We start from the raw sequence: 20,944 nt of genomic DNA on the forward strand, positions 1-20,944 counted from the left end.
TCTCCTTGAAATGCCGTTACTCCACCTTCCCCTCGGGCCGGGAGCGCCAGCGGTAGAGGATGGGTGGATCCTTGAGAAAATCGAGGGGCCAGTAGAGGAGGTGGACCAGCTTGGTGAACGGCAGGAGCGCCACGATCAGGAATGCCCCTGCCGCGTGCAGCTTGAGGATAAGGGGGAAGTCGGCCAGGTACTCCACCTTGGGGTTGAAGTAGAGGAGCGAATAGAGGTAGGGAACCGCCGTGTGGAGGTACCACTGGGAGCCCCAGCGCATGAAGAGGCTGATGTAGACCCCGGTGGCCGTCTGGAAGGTCAGCAGGATGAGGAGCACCCAGTCGGCGGGATAGGTTACGCGCTTCAGCATGGGAGCGTTGACGCGGCGCAGCAGGAGCACCACGCAGCCGAAGAGCGCGAAGAGCCCCAGGCCGAGCCCCACGCTCTCCAGGAAGACCAGGACCTCCACGTTCCCCAACAGCGACTTCATGGCGCCGGGGGCCACAACGCCAAGGCCGTGGGCCAGGATAATGGGGATGATCCCGTAGTGCCAGGGGTTGGCCCCCCAGAAAAGGGTCTTCCGCTCCAGGAACTGGGTGGAGTAAGCCGACCAGGTGAGACGGTTCGAGTAATAGCGGTAGGGGGTGACGACGATGAGCATCGCCAGGGCCACATAGGGAAGGGCCACAAAGATAAAGGTATTCAGCACGGTGTTCAGCATGGGCTCACCTCCGGATGCGCAGCCGTTTTCAGGCGGTTTTTTTCAAGAACGCCATCGCCACAGTCCGCGGGGTGCTCTCCCCGGGCGGAGTCCTCGCCGCAGATGAGGCGGACGGCCTCGACCGCGGGCCGCCAGGGGGAATCCCGGCGGGATGCCGCAAAGCTGTCACAGAGTTTCTCGACCCCCGGCAGCACGTGCCGGTCGATGAACGATCTCCGTGCGTTGTCCTCCCCGCCCCGGACCAGATGGGCCAGGAACCAGAGGATGACGGGGAGATGATCGGGAAGCTCGTTGCCGAGGGGGGTGTAGCCGTGGCGGCCATACTCCCCCTTCAGGGTGATGAGATACGCCCCCTTCTTCTGGTTGTCGCCGAAGAGGTGGTGCCCCAGATAGGGGGCGACCGCCGGGTTGAAATCGAAGGTCGCCACGTATTCCTCCTGGAGCTCCGCCAGGGTCGATGCGGCCACGAACTCCCCGAAGGTGTCGAGGGGGCACTCCAGCCCCTCTCCGGCCAGATACCCCTGGACGGTGCCAATGGCCCACAGGAGGCTCTTTTTCTCCTGGGGATAGTCGAGCATCCGGGCCAGGGATGAATAGATATCCGCAGTCATCGTCTCCCCCTCCCCGTCTTCTTGAGAATGCCGAAGCCGCTGGCCCCCTTGCGGGTGTGGGAGTCGAGCTCTTCCCGCTGCTGGGGCGGAATGATGTTCCGCTCGTTGTAACCGCCGATGGTGAAGAGACGGTAGAGACGTTTCGCCCCTGCCTCGTCGAGCCCTGCCTTCCCGAGGCTCGCCTCGTCCGTGGGCTGGTCGAGGTTCTTGGCCCGCATGTGGATGCGAAGGGCGATGAGCTTCTCCAGGGCCGCCGCCACCACGTCCCGGTTGCCGCCGCCGAAGAGGCTCGCCAGGTACCCGATGGGGGCCCGCAGGGCCTCCCGGCTCGGGATGGTGCCGTGCTCCACCAGCTGGTGAAGCTCGCCCCCGGCGGAAAGAACCGGCGAGAGGGACGGGATGTAGTAGGCCATGGGCATGGTCCGGAACTCGGGGTGAAGCGGCAGGGCCAGGCCGAACTCCTTGACGAGGGCGTAGACCGGCGACTTCTCGGCGGCCTCCAGCCACTGCTCCGGGACGCCGTTCTTCCGGGCGCCTTCCCGGACCGCCTCGTCCCGGGGATCGAGGATCACGGCCCGGTGGGCCTCAACGAGCTGGTTGTCGGGCTTGAGGAGCGCCTGCTCCACCTTCTCGGCGTCATAAAGGAGGACCCCCACGTAGCGGATACGGCCGACGCAGCTGTGGGCGCAGGCGTTGCACTGGCCGGTCTCGGTCCGGGGAAAGCAGAAGATGCACTTCTCCGCCTTGCCGCTGTTCCAGTTGAAGTAGACCTTCTTGTAGGGGCAGGCGCTCGTGCAGAACCGCCACCCCTTGCAGACCTCCTGGTCCACCAGGACCACCCCGTCCTCACCCCGCTTGTAGATGGCCCGGGAGGGGCAGGAGGCGACACAGGCGGGGTTCGCGCAGTGGTTGCAGATGCGGGGGAGGTACTGCATGAACATCGTGCTGTACTGCTCGATGATCTTCTTGTCCTCCAGGTTCACGTCCGCCGCCGCGTAGACCTGGGAGCCGGAGAGGTCGTCGTCCCAGTTGGGGCCGGCCTTGATATGGGCCATCTTCTCCCCGGTGATCTGGGAAAAGGCCTCGGCCACCGGCTGGTCATCCCCCCCCTTGGCCCCGTAGAGGTTGCCGTAGTCGAAGTCGAAGGGCTCGTAGTAGTCCTCCAGCTTCGGCATGTTGGGCTGGAAGAACATGGAGAGGAGCGTCGGCCCCTTCCCCATGGCCTTGAGCCGCAGGTTATGCCCGTCGGCGACCCAGCCACCCTTGAACTCCTCCTGGTCTTCCCACTTCTTCGGGTAGCCGACGCCGGGTTTCGTCTCCACGTTGTTCCACCACATGTATTCGGCGCCCTTGCGGTCGGTCCAGATGTTCTTGCAGGAGAGGCTGCAGGCGTGGCAGCCGATGCATTTGTCCAGGTTGAACACCATTACCAGTTGTGCTCTGACATCCATTGTCTCACCCCCTCAGCTTTCTGACGACCACGTAGCTGTCCCGGTTCACGCCGGTCGGTCCCCAGTAGTTGAAGTAGTAGCTGAACTGGGCGTAGCCCCCGAGCATCAGGGTCGGCTTCAGGCGGATGCGGGAGAGGCTGTTGTGGACGCCCCCCCGCTTGCCGGTCTTCTTCGATTTCTGGATGTTGATGGTCCGCTCCGGCGCGTGGTACATGACCGCCGCCCCCTTGGGGATCCGGGAGGAGACACATGCCCGGGAGACCACCACGCCGTTGAAGTTGTAGACCTCGATCTCCTCGTTGTCCTCGATGCCGGCCCCGGCCGCGTCCTCGTGGTTGAGCCAGACCACCGGTCCCCCTCTCCCCAGGGTGAGCATCCGGAGGTTGTCGCTGTAGGTGGAGTGGATGCTCCACTTGCCGTGGGGGGTGAGGAAGTTGAGTACGAGCCCCGTTTCCCCTTCGGTCTCGTCCAGGACCGCCGGGTTGAGCCTCCCCTTGAAGGTGGGGAGCCCCTCGTGGAACTCGCCGTAGTAGGGGTGGTCCAGGTAGAGGGACTGGCGGCCCGACAGGGTGCGCCACGGCACGTCGTACTCCACGTTCAGGGTGTAGGGGGCGTAGGGGCGCCCGTTGTTCACCAGACCGCTCCAGACCGGGGTGCTGCAGTAGCGCTGGGGCTTCTGGGTCACGTGCTCCCACTTGATCCGCAGGTCCCGGCTCCCGGCGGCGATTTGGGCCAGGGGCTTGCCGACCCGCTTCTCCAGGTTCTGGTAGGCCCGGTAGGCCAGCTCGCCGTTGGACTCCGGCGCGAAGGAGAGGAGCACGTCGGCCACGGTCTTTTCGTCTTCGATGTCAAGGAACGCCTTGCCGTTCCAGCTCCGGGTCGGCATGGTTTCCAGGAGCTTCTCGTGGACGTCGTCCGCCTCCCAGCTTACCCCGTGGGCATGGAGGTGCCCGATATGGGGTCCCACCGACACGTAGCGGTTGTAGAGATTCACGTAGTCCCGCTCCACCACGGCCAGGTTCGGCATGGTCTTGCCGGGAATCGGCTCGCACTCGCCGAGCTTCCAGTCCTTCACGGTCCGCTGGGCGATCTCGCCCGGGGTGTCGTGGAGGAGCGGCGCGGCAATGATGTCCTTCACCGGCGTGGGGAGGTGCTTCACCGCCAGCTCGCTCACCTTCTTGGCGATGCGGGTGAAGATCTTCCAGTCGGATTTCGACTCCCAGGACGGCGGCACGGCGGCGTCCAGGCAGTTGATGAAGGAGTGCATGTCCGTCGTGTTCAGGTCCGACTTCTCGTACCAGGTGGCCGTGGGGAGGACGATGTCCGAGTAGAGGGTCGAGGTGTCCATCCGGAAGTTGAGGTCCACCACCAGGTCCATCTTCCCTTCGGGGGCCTTGTCGTGCCAGACCAGGTCCTTCACCTGCCCCTTGGCAACCTCCTTGGCGCTCACGCTGCTATTGGGGGCGCCGATGACGTGCTTCAGGAAGAACTCGTGCCCCTTGGCGCTGGAGGAGATGGCGTTGGCCCGCCAGATGAACCAGACCTTGGGGGAGTTCCCCTGGCCGTCCGGGTCCTCGATGGCGAAGCGGGTCTCGCCGCTCTTCAGGCGATTCACGAGCCAGGCGCGGATCTCGTCGTCGGTCTGGGCGCCGGCCGCCTTGGCCGACTCCACGAGCCGCAAGGGGCTCTCGTTGAAGTGGGGGGCGAAGGGGAGCCAGCCGAGCCGGGCCGCCTTGGCGTTCATGTCGGCGGCGTGGAGCGGCATCCGCTCGCCGGTCTCCGGCTTGAAGTAGTCCACGAAGGTCCGGTCGTAGCGCCACTGGTCCGAGTGGATGTACCAGAAGCTCGGGGTATTCTGGAGCCGCGACGGCTTCACCCAGTCCTGGGCCATGGCGATGGATGTCCAGGGGGCCAGGGGGACCACCTTCTCCTGACCCACGTAGTGGGCGAGCCCCGCGCCGTTGCGCCCCACGCTCCCGGTCAGGATCAGGGCGGTGATGGCGGCCCGGTAGATGAGGTCGTTGTGGTACCAGTGGTTCACCCCGGCGCCGATGATGATCATGTTGCGGCCGCCGCTCTGCTCCCCGTTTTCGGCCCACTCCCGGGCGATCTTGATGAGGGATTCGGCGGCGATGCCGGTGTACTTCTCCTGCCACTTGGGGGTGAAGGGCTTGTCGGAGTCGTAGCTCTTGGGGTAATCGCCCCCGAGGCCGCGGGAGACCCCGAACTGGGCCATGAGGAGGTCATACACGGTGGCCACGGTCACCGGGCCGTTCTTCGTCTCGATCCGCCTGACCGGCACCTCGCGGATGCTCTCCCCTTCAGCCTCGAACGTGAAGCGGACCTTCCCCGTCTCGCCGCCGATGAGGCTCAGGCGGCAGTCGATGGCGGAGCCGTCCACCAGGTCGGTCATGTCCAGGTTCCACTTTCCCTCCTGCTTGCTCCAGCGGGTGCCGAGGCTCCCGTGGGGAATCTTCACGGTGCCGGCGCCGTCGGCCACGCAGAGGGTCCAGTCGGCATGCTCAAGGGAGGCGCTCCGCTCCATCTCGGCGGCCCGGAGGAACTCACCCTGCCGCAGGATTCCCTCACCCTGGCCCTCTCCCTGAGGGAGAGGGGAAGCAGGGGTGAGCTTCACGAGGAACGGGAGGTCGGTGTACTTCAGGGCGTACTCCTGGAAGAAGGGAACCTGGCGGTCGGCGTAGAACTCCTTGAGTATCACGTGGTTCACCGCCATCCAGAAGGCGCCGTCGTGCCCCTGCTCCACCGGGAGCCAGTTGTCGGCGAACTTGGTGGCGATGTTGTAGTCCGGGGACATGACCACCACCTTGGTCCCCCGGTAGCGGGCCTCGGTGAGGAAGTGGGCGTCCGGAGTCCGGGTCATGGGGACGTTGGAGCCGCAGAGGACGATGTAGGAGGCGTTGTACCAGTCGGCCGACTCGTTCACGTCGGTCTGCTCACCCCAGATCTGGGGCGATGCGGGGGGGAGGTCGCAGTACCAGTCGTAGAAGCTCATGGCGACCCCGCCGAAGAGTTGGAGGAACCGGGTGCCGGCCGCGTAGCTGATCATGGACATGGCCGGGATCGGCGAGAAGCCGATGACCCGGTCCGGGCCGTATTTCTTGGCCGTGTAGATGGAGGAGGCGGCGATCAGCTCGGTCACCTCGTCCCAGTCAGCCCGGCGCATGCCGCCCGTGCCCCGCTTGCTCACGTAGGCTCGGCGGGATTCCGGGTTCTCCACGATGCTCTTCCAGGCCTCCACCGGGTCCTCGTGGCGGCTCCGGGCGTCGCGCCAGAGATCGATGAGGGCGCCGCGCATGTAGGGATACTTCACCCGCAGGGGGCTGTAGAGGTACCAGGAGTAGCTGATCCCCCGGGTACACCCCCGGGGCTCGTGGTTGGGGATGGTGCCGTCGAACTGGGGATAATCGTTGGCCTGGAGCTCCCAGCCCACGATGCCGTCCTTCACGTGGACCATCCAGCTGCAGCTACCGGTGCAGTTCACCCCATGGGTGCTCCGCACCACCTTGTCGTACTGCCAGCGGTTCCGGTAGAACTCCTCCCAGCCGCGGTCGCATCCGCAACGGTCGTCTTTGAGCCTTTCCTGTGTCATTTATCTGGTCCTCCTTTTGTAGAGAGTCAAGCCGACGAGGAACACCACGAAAGTCCCCGCGCCGTAGGCGGGGAAGAAGGACGCAGAGGGTGTGCTCTTAGTGAGGGCGGCATCCTTGTACAGGGCGATCAGGCTCGTTACTTCGTCATCGGTCAGGGGGCGGTTCTCGTAAATCTTCTTCATGGTCGGGAACTTGAGGGCCTTGAGCGCCCCCCGCATCCCCTTCTCCCCCATCTTCTGGTAGGAGGCGCTCAGGTTGGAGACGGCGAGGTTCCCTCCGGTGATCCCCGGGGTCGAGATTCGGTGGCAGGCGATGCACGGCGCTCCCCCATTGGCCAGCGGCTTTTGCCCGGTGAAGAGCGCTTTTCCCTTGGCAACCAGTGCCGGCGTCACCACGACTTCCGGATGCTCGTCCGCCGGCGGGGCGCCCGCCTGGGCGGCGCCGCCCCCCCCGCCCTTGAGCCAGGTGATGATTTTAATGGCGTCGTCATGGCTGATGCCGAGGGTCGGCATCTCGTAGCCGTATTTCTTGATCAGCTCCTTCCGGGCCGGATCGGTCGCAGCCATCGTATCCGGATGAATGATGATCGACTCGAGCCACTCCTCGGACCTCCTGTCGGTCACCCCCTTGAGGTCCGGCCCTCCCGAATCGCCGCCGCCGACGGTGTGACAGCCTGAACACTGCTTGTCGAACAGGTCCTTGCCTGGATCACCGTACGCGTGCGCCGCAATGGACAGCACCAGAACCAGACATGCGCGGCTGACTGCTGTTCGGAGAATTCCTCTCGCCATGACGTTCCTCCCGTTACGTGAATACGTGTGCAATATCTAATTAATTCAACACATTAGCCTGAGTGAAGTTTATCCGTAAAATAGCGTTTTGCAACTTTGTGGCCTTGACTTTAGTCAAGTAATCGAAATTGGCTCCAAACTTTTTTTCAGTGGGTATCCTCGCACTTGAAAACCGGGAAAATCTTGTTCAGCCCCCAGAAGAAGATGAACGGCAGCACCCCCACCAGCAGGGCGCCCAGAAGCCCCTCCTTGAAGGTCTCGATGTCGTGGGGGATGATGGGAAGCTCGTAGTGCATGTAGCCGGAAAAGGAGGCAGAGAAGGCCTGGCCGCCGATGACCAGGTTCCACCGCATCATGAAGACCCCCATGAGGACCAGGAGCGTGGCCACGACCGCCCGCCGCACGGTGAGCCGCGGCAGGAGGAAGAGGGCCAGGGGGACCAGGTTGCCGATGCCGTACTGGATCACGAAGACGTTGACGAAATCCTTGCCGTAGATGAGGCTCCGCACGATCTCCCACGAGCTGAACTTGGCGTAGTCCCGGAAGAGGAGGTCCAGGAGCTCCAGCCCCAGGGCCGCCAGGAGGGCCAGGACCAGGTATTTTGCGGTCATGGTGACCTCGAACATCTCCACGGTCCTGATCTCTTCCGGCGTGGGGAGGCTCGGGTCGCTCTTCCTCTTCCAGGCGACCATGAGCTTGCGGATCTCCATGGTCGCGATGTAGCAGAGGACGCAGAGGGCGATCCCCGACACCACGGCGGAGCAGATGAAGATGAAGGGCATGAGGGGGGTGGTCCAGAGGGCGTTGGCCTTCACGGAGCCGAAGATGAAGCCTGCATAGCCGTGGAGGAGGCAGGCCACCGGGATCCCCGCCGTCGCCATGACCTTCACCGCCTTCTCATCCCTGGCCAGGGCCTGCTCGCTGATGTCCCAGGCCCCGAGGGTGAGGAGGGAGAAGAGGAGCTGCTGCCCCCGCTCGGGGATGGTCTTGTCCCGCTTCGCGCCGAGGGCCTGGGCCGTCTCCACGAAGTGCTTCCGGTAGACGAACCAGAGCTCCGAGGCAACGATCATCCCGTAGGTGGAGAAGGCGATGCCGAAGGCGGCGATGGCCGAGGTGAAGTGGGGGGTCAGCATCACCTCGATCCCCCGCTCCGGGTGCTGGAGGTGGAGCTGGAGCGGTATCATGGCCACGGGGAGGAGGGCGAAGGAGAAAACCAGCGAGAAGCGGGCTATGTCCTTCAACTGCTTGATCCCGAAGACGTGATAGAGGGACGAGAGGACAAAGGCGCCGGCCACCAGGCCGGTCATGAACGGGTACATGACGATCTGGATGGTCCAGTAGATGTACTCGTTGGGGTAGACGAACAGCTCTTTCAGCGTCCATGCTTCACCGTGTACCATGGCTATTTCACCTCCCGGGAAAGGGCGAGATAGTAGACCTGCGGCTTGGTGCCGTACTGCTCCTTCAGGACGCCGACCCGTCCGGACATGATGGTTTTCGTCACGGGATCGTCGGGGTCCCGCAGGTTGCCGATCTTCCGGGCGCCGAAGGGGCAGGCGTCCACGCAGGCCGTCTTCATCCCCTGACTGATCCGGTGGTAGCAGAAGGTGCACTTCTCCGCCGTCTTGTAGGCCGGGTTGAAGGAGCGGACCCCGTAGGGGCAGGCCATGATGCAGTAGGCGCAGCCGATGCAGTGTTTCCGGTCCACCAGCACCACGCCGTCGGGGGTCTGGTAGGTGGCCCCCACGGGGCAGACCTGGACGCAGGCCGGGTTATCGCACTGGTTGCAGAGCTTGGGCACGAAGAACGCCTTCTCGATCTCCTCCGCCTTGACCTCGCGAAACCCTTCCTCGCCCTGGTCGATCCGGTCCGTGGTGAAGCCATCCCGGGCCCCCCGGGGAGAATCCACGTAGGTCTTCCCCTTCCGGGTGACCACGTACCGTTCCACCCAGGTGCGGGTGATGTTGGTCTCGTGGGGGATCTCGTTCTCCGTCTTGCACGCCTTGACGCAGAAGCCGCACCCGACGCAGGCCTGGGTGTCCACCAGGAAGGCCCACCGGACCGGCGATTCGTCTCCCTTTGTGGCCAGGAGCTTCCTCGGGCTGATGAGTTCCAGGGCCGAGAGGGGAACCGCCAGCCCCGCGATGACCGTGATGCTATTCTTGAGAAAGTCTCGTCTGTTCATCCCTTTGGCTCCTTGAGGCTCTTGCAAAACTACTGCGGGGCCGGTCTGCTTTGTTGCCGCTCGCTCGAAGGCTCAACGTACCAATGGGTACGCCTCGTTTCCTCGCTCGCTTGCGCCGTGCACCCCGGCCTCCTCATGACTTTTTGCAAGAGCCTCCCTTATAACCGGGTTGTGGGGGTCGTGGCACAGGGTGCATTCCGCCTCGGGGTTGTGGGTCTCGGGGTTGATGCCGGCGATGGAGGCCCTGCCGCTGGTGGGGGTGGTGAGGGCCGCATGGCAGCGGAGGCAGAGCTTGCGGCTCCGGTCGATGGTGAGGGTGGGCGGGTCGTCGGGGTGGTTCAGGGCCGGCCCGTGGCAGTTCTCGCAGGAGATGATCCCGTGGGGGGTGCGGGCCAGGCTTTCCGCCTTGTCCTCGTGGCACGCCTTGCAGGAGGCGGCCGTCCGGTACTTGACCGTCACGGCCTTCCACTCGGCCTCATTCCCCTTGCGGTGCCAGCCGTACATGTACCCCCGCTCGTGGATGCCGAAGTCCTTCGGCACCAGGAACGTTCTGGCTACGAGGACCAGAGCGATCAGGGCCACGGCGATATAGAGCGGCCGCCAGACGTGATTCCCCATGGGATTCTCCCTTCTCTTCCGAATTCGTTCACCTCTTGCCGGCGTGCCTCGACACCGCCAGGGCAAGATATGAAAACCGCGTTTTACATTTTACATCTGTCGCGCTTCAGCCTCTCAAACCCACTCTGTTGGCTGATAACTGAATTAAACAGCACAACAGGACAATGGCAAACGGCGTACCAAAAGCGCCTGCCGGGACAAAAAGTCATAACCCTGTGATAAATATGAACTTGCTAAGAAAAAGAAGCGCCCAATGAATGGCCGTGGGAGGAACCGACGTTACCTTGCGGTAACGGATGGGTGAGAAAGGTTACGTGTCTCGGGGGCCGACAGGACGTCGGTGGGAGGGAGGAGACGGCTGTAAACCGTATTTGGTATGAGGGCTTTAATGTTTGACATCCCGGAGTCGGGCGTCTACAACAGACTAGGAGGAAGCATCCCTCGACGAGCCGGCCGGCGGCTGATTTTGGGGAAGAATGGGTAGAAATGTTCTATTTGGGATGATGAGCGGTTCACGCGCACGCGCGCGTGAACCGCTCAATAATGAGTTGGGTGAAACAGAATGGAAAAACCTATATGAATTGGGTAAGACAGAAAAGTGAATGGGTTATCTTTGCTGGGTTCGCAATGATCATAATTGCGGCGGTTGCTGAGGGTTTTTTGCCAAAACTCCCTGACAAGATCGTCACATTAAGCGACTGGAGAAAGTTTCAAGAACTGAAACATACATGGCAATATTTAGTAGTTGGGCAAATTTCCTGGTCGGGTAATGTGGTTTTTGCTATGAGTCTTGTGATTATAGGTCTCAGGTTGCTTAGAAAAAAACTTCGTAAATTATTTGCTATTCTTTATTTAGTGGCAGGCCTTGGAATATGTGCCTTCTATTTGGTTACATTATATTTTACAATGACATTCAATTACACTATACCTAAACCAAATGCAGAACTATTAAGGCAAAATATTGAAAGTCACAATTATGATGTAAAGTTAAAGTCAAAGCTTTCTAAGATGTATGCGAGAGATAAATACACCTACGAAGGTAAGACTGTTGAATATTTCACTGAAACTGGGGATAAACTACTATATCAACCTACAAAAGAGGATCAAGAATTTAGAGAGCAGGATGTGCTGGTAAATGAGATATGGCGGGAAAATCGGAAACGCTCGCGGCCTAATTTTTATTGCTGGATCGCAATAACAATGATCAGCTTGCTGTTAGGCATTTTTACCCCAGTCGAAAAGAAACACCCAACACTCGGTTAGACCAGTCGGCTGAAAACCGCCGCTGGTCACCCTCAAGCCGTTATGTGCAGATTAGATAGGAGGATGCATGTCCAGCAGAATTAATACTGCCACTAGGGTCTATCACGTACTGCAAGATGCCGTGAATCAGCACACGAATCAGGCTACAGCACAGGTATGGACAAAAGTTTTTGGAATTGATGAGCCAGATGAAACAAGAAGAAACTTTGAGATATCTAGGTGTCTCAACCAGTTGTACGGAGAGATCGATGTCCTAGAACGGTTAATGAACGAAACAGATTTCTCGCAACCGCTGTATCTTCCGTATCTAAACAAAGCAAGGTCAGCAATTGTTCCTCATGGAATTACTGCAGGTTGGAATTCCTATAATACACACCTTTCGCCTGACACCCTTCTCTCTCTCAGATTCTGTATTGAAATCCTGTCAGAAGAAGAACTAGAAATCGATCAGAATGAGATACAAGAAATCCAAGAGTTAGTTAAAACATTAGATAAGCTTCTTGAGGAAAGTAAGCTCCCTATTCCATTGAAGCGAATCATTGAGAACCACATTATAAAGATCCGTGAAGCACTATACAGTTACCCCATCATTGGTGCAAAGGCCTTGTCTGAGGTAGTTAAAAGTGCTTACGGAGAGGTCATAGAGAATCAGGAGGTTTTTGCGGCAGCAAAAAACACTGAGCCTGTGAAAGTTTTGTCAAAGGTGTGGCAGAAAGTCAAAGACATAGCTGACGGAGCTAAAACAGCGAATGAAGGAGTGTCTGCTGGAATTGATTTGGTTGACAAGGGAGTAAAACTCATTGGTTTTGTGGAGAGGATACTCTCTTCGACATAACCACGGCGTAGACACTGGCGCGACTTACAACGCCGCGCAGGTCATCCGCGAGCCGTTAGCCGAAAACGCATTGCGCAGCCAATCCTTCAGTGATACGCTTGGACGTACAAAAGGAGGTACGTCCAATGCAAAGAGCGCCCAAAATCATTCCCATATCGGATCTTCGCCGAGACGCCAACGGCATCATCAAAAGCGTATCGGCCTCACGTGACCCACTGTTCATTACGCAGCGCGGAAGAGCCGCTGCCGTAATGGTCAGCATGAAAGAGTACGAGCAAACACAGCATGAACTTGAAATCCTGAGGTTGCTTGCTCGTGGCGAGAAGGAAATCGAAGCAGGTGTCGGCTTCAGTTTGGAAGAAGTGATGGCCGAAGCCGATGCTTTGCTGGCAGAACAACCATGAAGATTATCTTTACCCCCTCGGCCCGCGAACAATTTCTGCGAGCATTAGCCTATATCCGCCGCGACAAACCGTCCGCGGCGTTTTCGTTTCGGCAAACGGCCGAGAAGATTCTCTCCCGGCTCTGTGAGTATCCCGACTCCGGGCGAAACCTCCCGGAGTTTCCGGATATTCCCTACCGCGAGGTCATCGTCAAACCTTATCGGTTTTTCTACCGGGCAAAAAATAACGTGGTATGGATCGTGGCTGTATGGCACGGCGCACAGATTCCCGAGGATCCGTCGGAGAATTCGGCTAACAAACCGCCGAGCTGACAGGAAGATACGGTCTTGCTTCTCGTAGAATATTCTACCTGTTAGTGCGGTGGCCCGCAGCTCAGCTATTGGTGTTCTAGCCCCCCTTGGGGGGCGTAGTTGATTAGTTGACCAACTCAACGCTTAATCAACAAATCAACTGCGTCCCCTTCGCAGCCTCCAATTCTCCTCCCCTCGCTTTAAAGTCCTCGTTCACCCGTCAGCATCCACGAGCTGCCTCCCGCGAAACATTCTCCTCATTCCTCATTCATACGTGCATCGGACGTCCGGAACCCCCCTAATGGACAACGGGACATTTCGTGGGATACTACCCCTACGGGCACGGCCCGTAACAGGGCGAAACGAATGGCGATACCCGGCAGAGCGAACGGAGGAACCCGTATGACAGGGGGAACCATCTGGAAAGGGACTATCCATTTTGCGGATACGGATATAGCGGTGAAACTCCATGCCGCGGTCAGGGAGGATCGCATCCAGTTTCACCTCCTGCATCGGCACGATCTCGTGAGACTGCGCCAGCAGATGATCTGCGCCCTTGAAAAAAAGCCGGTGCCGGCGGAGGCGCAGATCAAGGGATTTGAAGTGGAGGAAGGGAAATACCTCATCGTCGATCCGGAAGAGCTGGAGGAACTCTCCCCCGAAAGCAGCCGGATGATCGAAGTCCACGAGTTTGTAACGCGCGACGGGATCGATCCCCTCTTTCTCGGCCACGCCTACTACCTGGAGCCCGACCTCCCTGCACGGGGATACAACGAGCTGGCGGCGGCCCTGGGGGAGATGGACGCGGCAGGCATCTGCACCTGGGCCATGAGGAAGCGGGCCTATCTCGGGGCACTGGAGGCACGGGGGGGGATTCTTCGCCTCCATACCCTGCGCCATGCCGACGAAGTGATCGGGGCTGGCTCTCTCCAACTGGACGAGATTCCCCTGACCGAGAGGGAGCTGAAGATCGGGATCGACCTGATCAATCAACTGGCCGCGCCGTTCCAGCCGGAGAAATTCGCGAACGAGCACCAGAAGAAGCTGCAGCAGCTCATCGAGCAGAAGGTCCGGGGCGAGAAGGTCGCCATTCTGCGTCCGAAGCGCCTGAAGCCGACAGCGCCGGACAAGCTCCTGGAAGCTCTTGAGGCGAGCCTGAAGAAGGTGGCCTGAACGGGGGGACGGCATGCAGGGGATTTGGAGCGGCACGATCAGTTTCAGCCTGGTGGCGATTCCGGTGCAACTGGTGAAGGCGGTGGAGCCCGGCCGGGTCTCGTTCCGCCTCCTCCACGGCGAGGATTTCTCTCCCTTGGCGAGGAGGATGTTCTGCCCGAAGGAAGAGGCGATGGTCCCTCCCGAGGAGATCGTCAGGGGATACGAGATCGGCCCCGAGCAATACATACCGGTGACCGCCGAGGAACTGGAATCGGTGTCGCCCGAACGGAGCCGCACCATCGAGATCGTCGACTTCATCGACCTGGCGGAAGTGGACCCGATCTATTTCGATCACCCCTACTACCTCGTTCCCCTGAAGGGGGGCGAAAAATCCTACCGGCTCCTGGCCGAGGTGATGCGCCGGACCAACAAGGCCGGGCTTGCGAAATTCGTGCTGGCCGAGCGCGAATACCTCGTGGCGGTCAGGAGCACTGAGGGAGCGCTGGCCCTGACCACGCTCCATTACCGCGAGGAGATACTCCCCGCCGGGGAGATCGCGCCGAGGGACGGGACGCTTGAAGCCGATGTGAAGAGCCGCATGAAGAAGAGCATCGGGAAGATGATGGCCGATTTCAATCCGGGAGACTATGGGGACGAGCGTCGGGAACGGATCGTGGATCTCCTGAAGAGAAAAGCGCGGGAAAGGCCCCCGGTGGAAGCGCCCTCCGTGGAGGAGGACGTGGAAGAAGGACCTGTCGATCTGGTGGCGGCCCTGGAGGAGATCATGCGCACGGTGAAGAAGGGGACATGAGCCGCACGTTTGTCGAGATCGCCGGGAAGAGGCTCTCCCTGTCGAACCTTGAAAAGGAGTTCTATCCCGCCCAGGGTTTCACCAAGGCCAGTGTCCTGGAATACTATACCCGCATGGCGGCGTTCATTCTCCCCCACCTGAAGGACCGGGCTCTGACCCTGAAGCGCTACCCCGACGGGGTGGAAAAGGATTTCTTCTTCGAGAAGCGCTGCCCTCCCCACCATCCGGACTGGGTGAAAACGGCCCAGGTGCCCCTGGAGGGGGGAGAGCCGATGACGGTCTGCCTGGTGAACGACCTGGAAACGCTCACGTGGGTGGAGAACCTTGCGTCCCTTGAACTCCACGTCCCCCTGGCCAGGACCGGCTCCCCCGGGATCCCCGATGCCATGGTCTTCGACCTGGACCCCGGCGACCGGGCGAACATCCTCGACTGCGCCCGGGTGGCGCTGATCCTTCGGGAACTCCTTTCCCGGCTGCGGCTTGAAGGCCATGTCAAAACCTCGGGGAGAAAGGGGCTCCATGTCTATGTCCCCCTGAACCGCGAGGGAACGACCTTCGAGGAGACCAAGACGTTTTCGCGGGCCGTTGCCATGATCCTGCAGAAACACTATCCGGACCTGGTGACGGCAAAAATGGCAAAGGACGCCCGGACCGGAAAGGTCTTCATCAACTGGTCCCAGAACGACCCGACAAAGACGATGATCTGCGTCTATTCCCTGCGGGCCCGGGAAAAGCCGATCGTCTCGTTCCCCCTGGCATGGGAGGAGTTGGAGAGACTGGCAGAGCGCGGCGACCCGGAACGGTTCCATGTCACCGCCGCGGAAGCCGTGGCCAGAGCCGGGAAAACGGGGGACCTCTTCCGGGAGGTGCTGGTGAAGAAGCAAACACTTCCCCATTTGTAGCGGCTCGCGAGGGATCGGCCCATGGGATTGCAGGAATACGCCGCCAAGCGAAAATTCGGGGAGACGCCGGAACCGGCGCCTCGTCCCGGGGAGAAGCGGCTCGTTTTCGTCATCCACAAGCACGCGGCCCGGGCCCTCCACTACGACCTTCGGCTCGAGATGGAGGGAGTGCTCAAGAGCTGGTCCGTCCCCAGGGGCCCGTCCCTCGACCCTTCCCTCAAAAGGCTCGCCGTCATGGTCGAGGACCATCCCTTCGATTACAAGGATTTCGAGGGGGTCATCCCGGAGGGGAATTACGGGGCCGGAAGCGTCATCATCTGGGACCGGGGCTTTTATCGCCACCCTACCGCGGGCGATGGCGAGGAAGGCGAGAAAGCGCTTCTGGCGGGGCTGAAAAAGGGGGATCTGAAATTCATCCTCGAAGGGGAGAAGCTCCGGGGCGAATTCGCGCTGGTGAAGACGGGACAGGACGGAAAGTCGTGGCTGCTCCTGAAGAAGAAGGATCGCTTTGCCACCAGGGAAGACATCCTCGGCGATAACCGTTCGGTGTTCTCCGGCAAGACCCTGGAGGAGGTTTTCGAATCCGCCCCGGGGAAAGCATCCGGGCAGAAGAAGAGAGAGCGGATCCGTCTTCGGGAGGCCCTGGAAAGCCCGGAGCTGAAGGAGGCCCCCCCTGCCCCCATGCCCCGCGGCGTCCGGCCGATGCTCGCGACTCCGGCCGAGGCACCCTTCGACCACCCCGACTGGGTCTTCGAGGTGAAATGGGACGGCTACCGGGCCGTGGCCGAACTCCGGGATGGGGACGTCTCGCTCTACTCCCGGAACCTGACCCCGCTGGAGAAAAAGTTTGCGCCGGTGGCCGATGCGCTCCGGGAACTGGGCTTCGAGGCCGTCCTGGACGGCGAGATCGTCGTGGTCGACCAGGAGGGGCGCCCCGATTTCCAGATGCTCCAGAACTACCCGGCATCCGGAAGCGGCCATCTCCTCTACTACGTCTTCGACCTCCTGCACCTCGAAGGGCACGACCTGACCGGCCTCCCCCTGACCACACGGAAAGAGCTCCTGAAACGAATCCTCCCCTCGTCTCCGAGAATCAGATTCAGCGATCACGTCCGGCAGGAGGGGGTCCTGTTTTTTAATGTCGCCGGGCAAAAGGGGCTCGAAGGGATCATCGCCAAGCATTCCCGCAGCACGTACCAGCCGGGGAAGCGGAGCCGGCAGTGGCTGAAAGTGAAGAGGCAGCCCACCCAGGAAGGGGTGATCGCCGGGTTCACGGAACCGAGGGGGGGGAGGAGGCATTTCGGCGCCCTTGTCCTGGGGGTGTTCCAAGGGGGCGAACTGGTCTACATCGGCCATGCGGGAGGGGGGTTCTCGGCGAAGGATCTGCAGGAAATCAGCGAACGGCTTACCCCTCTCATCCAGGGCGAGTGTCCTTTCCGGGTGGAGCCGAAGACCAACACCCCGGCCACCTGGGTGAAGCCGGAACTGGTCTGCGAGGTTGCCCTGTCCGGCTGGACCGACGACGGCGTCATGAGGCACCCCGTTTTCCTGCGGCTGCGCGAGGACAAGGCCGCCGGCGAAGTGGTGCGGGAAGGGATGAAACCATGAAAATCCATGTGGGCACCAGCGGATATGGCTACAAGGAATGGAAGGGGATCTTCTATCCCGAAAAGATCTCCCCCAAGGAGATGCTCCGCTTCTACGCGCAGCGCCTCAACGCGGTGGAGATCAACTACACGTTCTATCACATGCCCACGGAGAGAGTTCTCGCCCCCTGGGCGGAGCAGGTTCCCGACGATTTCGCCTTCGCGCTCAAGGCCCCCCAGGTCATCACCCACCTGAAGCAGCTCCGGAACGTGGAGGAGGAGACCGGCTACTTCTTCAGGACCCTGTCGGTCCTGGGGGAGCTGCTCGGGCCGGCCCTGTTCCAGTTCCCCAAGAGCTTCCACGCCAGGAAGAACCTTCCCGCCCTGGAGGAATTCCTCCCCCTCATCCCCGCTGGTGCCCGCTGCGCCTTCGACTTCCGGAGCCCCACCTGGCTCGATGCCGGCGTCGCCGATCTCCTCAGAGAAAGAGGATTCGCCCTCTGCCTGGAGGATACCGACGAGAAGCCGCCGGGCGAGATCATCGGCACGGCGGATTGGGGCTATCTGCGCCTGCGCCGCTTCCACTACGCGCAAGCCGATCTGGCCCACTGGCTGGAAAAAATCCGCTCGCAGCGATGGGAGAAAGTTTTCGTCTTTTTCAAGCACGAGGAAGAGGAGGGCAGCCCCATCACCGGCCCCGAAACCGCATTGCAGTTTCGCGAGATTGCCGGGGTGGGGTGAGCGACGGCGACCATCGGGGCGGAAGGAATCCCTAATATGAAAAAATGGCCATGAAAATCGGTGCGTCACACGCTTTCCACGGCGGGTGTGGATAAGTCACCCGCAACTGTGGATATGTTTCAGGATTGTCACGTATCATTGGGCACTTCTGCATCCTGCACAATGAATGAGCACCACTCGTAACCAACTGAAATCACGTGTCAATAGCAAATTTTCCGCGTATACACTTCAGACTGCTTCAGGGTCGGCACAGGTAGCGGAACAAGTGCCGGAAACAGTGGATAAATGTCCCAAATAGAATGGGGAAAATTATCTCAAGCAAATCTTTATCATCCGAAAAGGCCGTTGCCACGGAGGATGACATGATAGACGGCGCCGGAGGGTGTGAGCGTTGCTGAAGGAGGGAGTCGCAGCTTCCGGCATAAGGTTTCGGCCACTGCCAGTCCCTCAATGTTGCACAATCATTTTAACAAGTTACACTTGCAGCAGTCGTTTCGATGCCCTCCAGGGAAAAGGAGAACACCATGATTAACCGCCTTACGGAAGTGAATGAAACAGTGCTGATCCAAAATACCACCTTATCGGTCGACATGCTGGGCCGCTTTATCTGCAATACCTGGGACGAAGCGGTCAACAACGGAGGCCTCCCCTTCGATGCGGTCGTGATCGGCGCGGGGATGTACGGCGCCTATTGCGCCGAGAAGATATACCGCGCAGGAGGGAGGGTGCTGGTGCTGGAGGCAGGTCCGTTCCTGGCCTCCGAGCATATCCAGAACCTCACCCAGATGGGTCTTAACGCGCCCAGCCCCGCACGGGTCTCCTTCAATCAGGATGATCCCCAGACGCGCAGCCTCGTATGGGGAAACCCTTGGCACAGCGCCGAATCCTTCCCGGGCCTCGCCTACTGCGTCGGGGGAAGGTCCCTTTTCTGGGGCGGCTGGTCGCCACGCCTCACCGATGCGGACTTGGCGCAATGGCCCGCAGAGCTCGTCACCTACCTTGGGGCCACCTACCCGTCCGTGGAAGAGGAAACCGGAGTCAATCCAACCACCGACTACATCTCCGGCCCCCTCTTCCAGTCCCTCTTTTCACGCTTCCAGGCGGTGCAGGGGAGCGTGCCGACGGTCACCGCAATAGAGGAAGCACCACTCGCGGTACAAGGGGCGGCGCCTGCCCCCGGCCTCTTCAGTTTCGACAAATACAGCAGCGCCCCGATCCTGTCCGATGCCGTCCGGGAGGACGTGAATCCGGGCGCCCCTACGCCTGATTCACAGCGGCGGCTCTTCGTCGTGCCGAGGGCCCACGTCGTGAGGCTGAACACGAGCGGAGGGCAGGTGGTGCAGATCGAACTCTACGTGAACGGCCAGCACCAGTTCCTCAACCTTTCACCCGACTGTTCGGTTGTGCTCGCTGCGAGTACCATAGAGTCGACCCGCCTGGCCCTGGAATCGTTCCCGACGGCGCTCATGGGACGAAACCTGATGGCCCACCTGCGCAGCAACACCACCGTCCGCATCAAGCGCTCCGTTTTCAGCGGCCTGCAGACACCGCCAACGCAGCTTGAGGCCGCTGCCCTGTTGGTCCGGGGCTCGGCAACGGCCGGCGGAGGAAACAGACGCTACCACCTCCAGGTAACCGCCGCCGACGTGCAGGGCGCCAACCCGGAAAAGAACATGTTCCGCATGATTCCCGACATCGACCTCCAGCACCAGATCCTGGCGAACCAGGACCCCAACTGGATTGTCATCACCCTGCGCGGGATCGGTGAAATGGGTGGCGACAAGAACGCCATGCCCCAGAACGCGGGAACGAGCTGGATGAATCTGACCCTTAACGTTGCCGACCAGCAGGACGAGTTCTTCATGCGGCGGGCGTGGGTAAACCTGGTGAAGACCGCCGACGATGACCAGCTTTGGCGGGCCATGGACGACGCGGCGATTGCCCTGGCGCAGCAACTGGCAAACAACGACCCTGCCAATATCCAGTATTTCTACGACGGGGGATGGCAACCGACGCCTCCCCCGCCCAGCACCAACAACCGCCCCAATGATCCCAACAACAAGGTCCGCGACGGCCTCGGCACGACCCACCACGAAGCGGGCACCCTCTGGATGGGTACCGACTCCACCACCTCCGTCACCGACCTGAACGGAAGGTTCCATCATGTCGGCAACGCGTACGTTGCCGGCCCGGCCATCTTCCCCACCCTTGGCTCCGCCAACCCCTCCCTGACCGCCTTCTCCCTGGCGCGCCGCACCGCTTCGGCAATCGCCGTGCCGACGGTCGAGGCGGGATTCACCCCGCTTTTCACCGGCTCGCTTGCGGATTGGCAGATGGCCGGATCGGGAAGGTTCAACGCCATCGGCAACACCATTCTCGAATCGCAGGGAGGGATCGGCCTCCTCTGGTACACGAAGGCCGAGTTCGCCGACTTTATCCTCAAAGTAGACTGGCGGGCATCGAGCATCTTCGACAACTCGGGCGTTTTCATCCGCTTCCCGATCCTGGGGAGCAGCGACCCGGCAAACGACTGGAAGCTTGCGGTGGACAAAGGATATGAGATTCAGATTGACGACCGGGGCTACAACCCCGACACCAACAGCTTTGGCGACGCCCTCCATGAAACCGGCGCCATCTACACTTTTGCGGCGGCCTCCCGGCTGGCATCGAAGCCGATTGGGCAGTGGAACGTCTATGAGATCCAGGCGCAGGGAAATAACTTTACGGTGAAGTTGAACGGGGAAATCGTCAGCCAGCTCACCGGGGACGGGAGCCGGCCGCTGAAAGGGCATATCGGGCTGCAGAACCACCATCCGGGGTCACGGGTGCAGTTCCGCAATATCCGCATCAAGCCCCTGTAAGGAATACCACGAAGATAGACGGCTTTCTTGGATCTGGTAGCTGGAGATCATCTTCTTGACTAAGGGTAGAGGGGAGGCCAACGGTCTAATAGAAAATAATCCGGTAATTGCAGGGGA

At 60.8% G+C, this 20,944-nt stretch carries 18 protein-coding genes; 10 read left to right on the forward strand and 8 right to left on the reverse strand.

Annotated elements, in window-relative coordinates:
* Positions 1-16: 16 nt before the first annotated feature.
* The 8 genes from narI to KI811_RS11050 all read right to left on the reverse strand — a co-directional run bounded on the left by narI (position 17) and on the right by KI811_RS11050 (position 9,979).
* On the reverse strand, positions 17-712 hold the full coding sequence (gene narI, locus KI811_RS11015; RefSeq protein ID WP_214186518.1) for a respiratory nitrate reductase subunit gamma: 696 nt from the start codon (positions 710-712) through the stop codon (positions 17-19).
* Positions 706-1,323 (reverse strand): nitrate reductase molybdenum cofactor assembly chaperone, encoded by a 618-nt coding sequence (narJ, locus tag KI811_RS11020; protein WP_214186519.1) that lies wholly within the window; start codon positions 1,321-1,323, stop codon positions 706-708. The genes narI and narJ overlap by 7 nt, the downstream gene beginning before the upstream one ends.
* Positions 1,320-2,774, reverse strand: coding sequence for a nitrate reductase subunit beta (gene narH / locus KI811_RS11025; RefSeq protein ID WP_214186520.1), 1,455 nt, complete (start codon positions 2,772-2,774; stop codon positions 1,320-1,322). Before narH ends, narJ begins: the two co-directional genes overlap by 4 nt.
* Positions 2,775-2,778: 4 nt before the next feature.
* On the reverse strand, positions 2,779-6,384 hold the full coding sequence (locus KI811_RS11030) for a nitrate reductase subunit alpha (protein ID WP_214186521.1): 3,606 nt from the start codon (positions 6,382-6,384) through the stop codon (positions 2,779-2,781).
* The gene (locus KI811_RS11035) at positions 6,385-7,176 is read right to left on the reverse strand and encodes a c-type cytochrome (protein WP_214186522.1); all 792 of its coding nucleotides are present in this window, start codon (positions 7,174-7,176) and stop codon (positions 6,385-6,387) included.
* A gap of 146 nt (positions 7,177-7,322) precedes the next feature.
* Positions 7,323-8,576: an NrfD/PsrC family molybdoenzyme membrane anchor subunit gene (nrfD, locus tag KI811_RS11040; protein WP_214186523.1), complete on the reverse strand. Its 1,254-nt coding sequence runs from the start codon at positions 8,574-8,576 to the stop codon at positions 7,323-7,325.
* 2 nt (positions 8,577-8,578) lie between these two features.
* Positions 8,579-9,361, reverse strand: coding sequence for a 4Fe-4S dicluster domain-containing protein (locus tag KI811_RS11045; protein ID WP_214186524.1), 783 nt, complete (start codon positions 9,359-9,361; stop codon positions 8,579-8,581).
* A gap of 72 nt (positions 9,362-9,433) precedes the next feature.
* Positions 9,434-9,979, reverse strand: a complete 546-nt coding sequence (locus KI811_RS11050) for a cytochrome c3 family protein (protein WP_214186525.1) — start codon at positions 9,977-9,979, stop codon at positions 9,434-9,436.
* Positions 9,980-10,555: 576 nt separating this feature from the next.
* On the opposite strand from KI811_RS11050, the gene KI811_RS11055 reads away from it, so the two are divergent.
* The 10 genes from KI811_RS11055 to KI811_RS11100 all read left to right on the forward strand — a co-directional run bounded on the left by KI811_RS11055 (position 10,556) and on the right by KI811_RS11100 (position 20,827).
* On the forward strand, positions 10,556-11,242 hold the full coding sequence (locus tag KI811_RS11055; protein WP_214186526.1) for a hypothetical protein: 687 nt from the start codon (positions 10,556-10,558) through the stop codon (positions 11,240-11,242).
* 67 nt (positions 11,243-11,309) lie between these two features.
* Positions 11,310-12,077 carry a hypothetical protein gene (locus KI811_RS11060; protein ID WP_214186527.1) on the forward strand — a complete coding sequence of 256 codons (768 nt, stop codon included), beginning with the start codon at positions 11,310-11,312 and terminating at the stop codon, positions 12,075-12,077.
* A 125-nt stretch (positions 12,078-12,202) separates the two neighbouring features.
* On the forward strand, positions 12,203-12,481 hold the full coding sequence (locus tag KI811_RS11065) for a type II toxin-antitoxin system Phd/YefM family antitoxin (protein WP_214186528.1): 279 nt from the start codon (positions 12,203-12,205) through the stop codon (positions 12,479-12,481).
* Complete coding sequence (locus KI811_RS11070) at positions 12,478-12,792, forward strand: type II toxin-antitoxin system RelE/ParE family toxin (RefSeq protein ID WP_214186529.1); 315 nt, start codon at positions 12,478-12,480, stop codon at positions 12,790-12,792. Before KI811_RS11065 ends, KI811_RS11070 begins: the two co-directional genes overlap by 4 nt.
* A gap of 381 nt (positions 12,793-13,173) precedes the next feature.
* Positions 13,174-13,944, forward strand: coding sequence for a non-homologous end joining protein Ku (gene ku, locus KI811_RS11075; protein ID WP_214186530.1), 771 nt, complete (start codon positions 13,174-13,176; stop codon positions 13,942-13,944).
* 13 nt (positions 13,945-13,957) lie between these two features.
* On the forward strand, positions 13,958-14,737 hold the full coding sequence (ku, locus tag KI811_RS11080) for a non-homologous end joining protein Ku (RefSeq protein WP_214186531.1): 780 nt from the start codon (positions 13,958-13,960) through the stop codon (positions 14,735-14,737).
* Positions 14,734-15,639, forward strand: coding sequence for a non-homologous end-joining DNA ligase (gene ligD, locus KI811_RS11085; protein WP_214186532.1), 906 nt, complete (start codon positions 14,734-14,736; stop codon positions 15,637-15,639). The genes ku (KI811_RS11080) and ligD (KI811_RS11085) overlap by 4 nt, the downstream gene beginning before the upstream one ends.
* Before the next feature lie 21 nt (positions 15,640-15,660).
* Positions 15,661-17,247 carry a non-homologous end-joining DNA ligase gene (gene ligD / locus KI811_RS11090; protein ID WP_214186533.1) on the forward strand — a complete coding sequence of 529 codons (1,587 nt, stop codon included), beginning with the start codon at positions 15,661-15,663 and terminating at the stop codon, positions 17,245-17,247.
* Complete coding sequence (locus tag KI811_RS11095) at positions 17,244-17,966, forward strand: DUF72 domain-containing protein (protein ID WP_214186534.1); 723 nt, start codon at positions 17,244-17,246, stop codon at positions 17,964-17,966. The genes ligD (KI811_RS11090) and KI811_RS11095 overlap by 4 nt, the downstream gene beginning before the upstream one ends.
* 524 nt (positions 17,967-18,490) lie before the next feature.
* Positions 18,491-20,827, forward strand: coding sequence for a 3-keto-alpha-glucoside-1,2-lyase-like domain-containing protein (locus KI811_RS11100; protein WP_214186535.1), 2,337 nt, complete (start codon positions 18,491-18,493; stop codon positions 20,825-20,827).
* Positions 20,828-20,944: the final 117 nt, after the last annotated feature.

The sequence above is a fragment of the Geobacter hydrogenophilus genome, assembly GCF_018501225.1.
GTDB classification, from domain to species: Bacteria; Desulfobacterota; Desulfuromonadia; order Geobacterales; family Geobacteraceae; genus Geobacter; species Geobacter hydrogenophilus.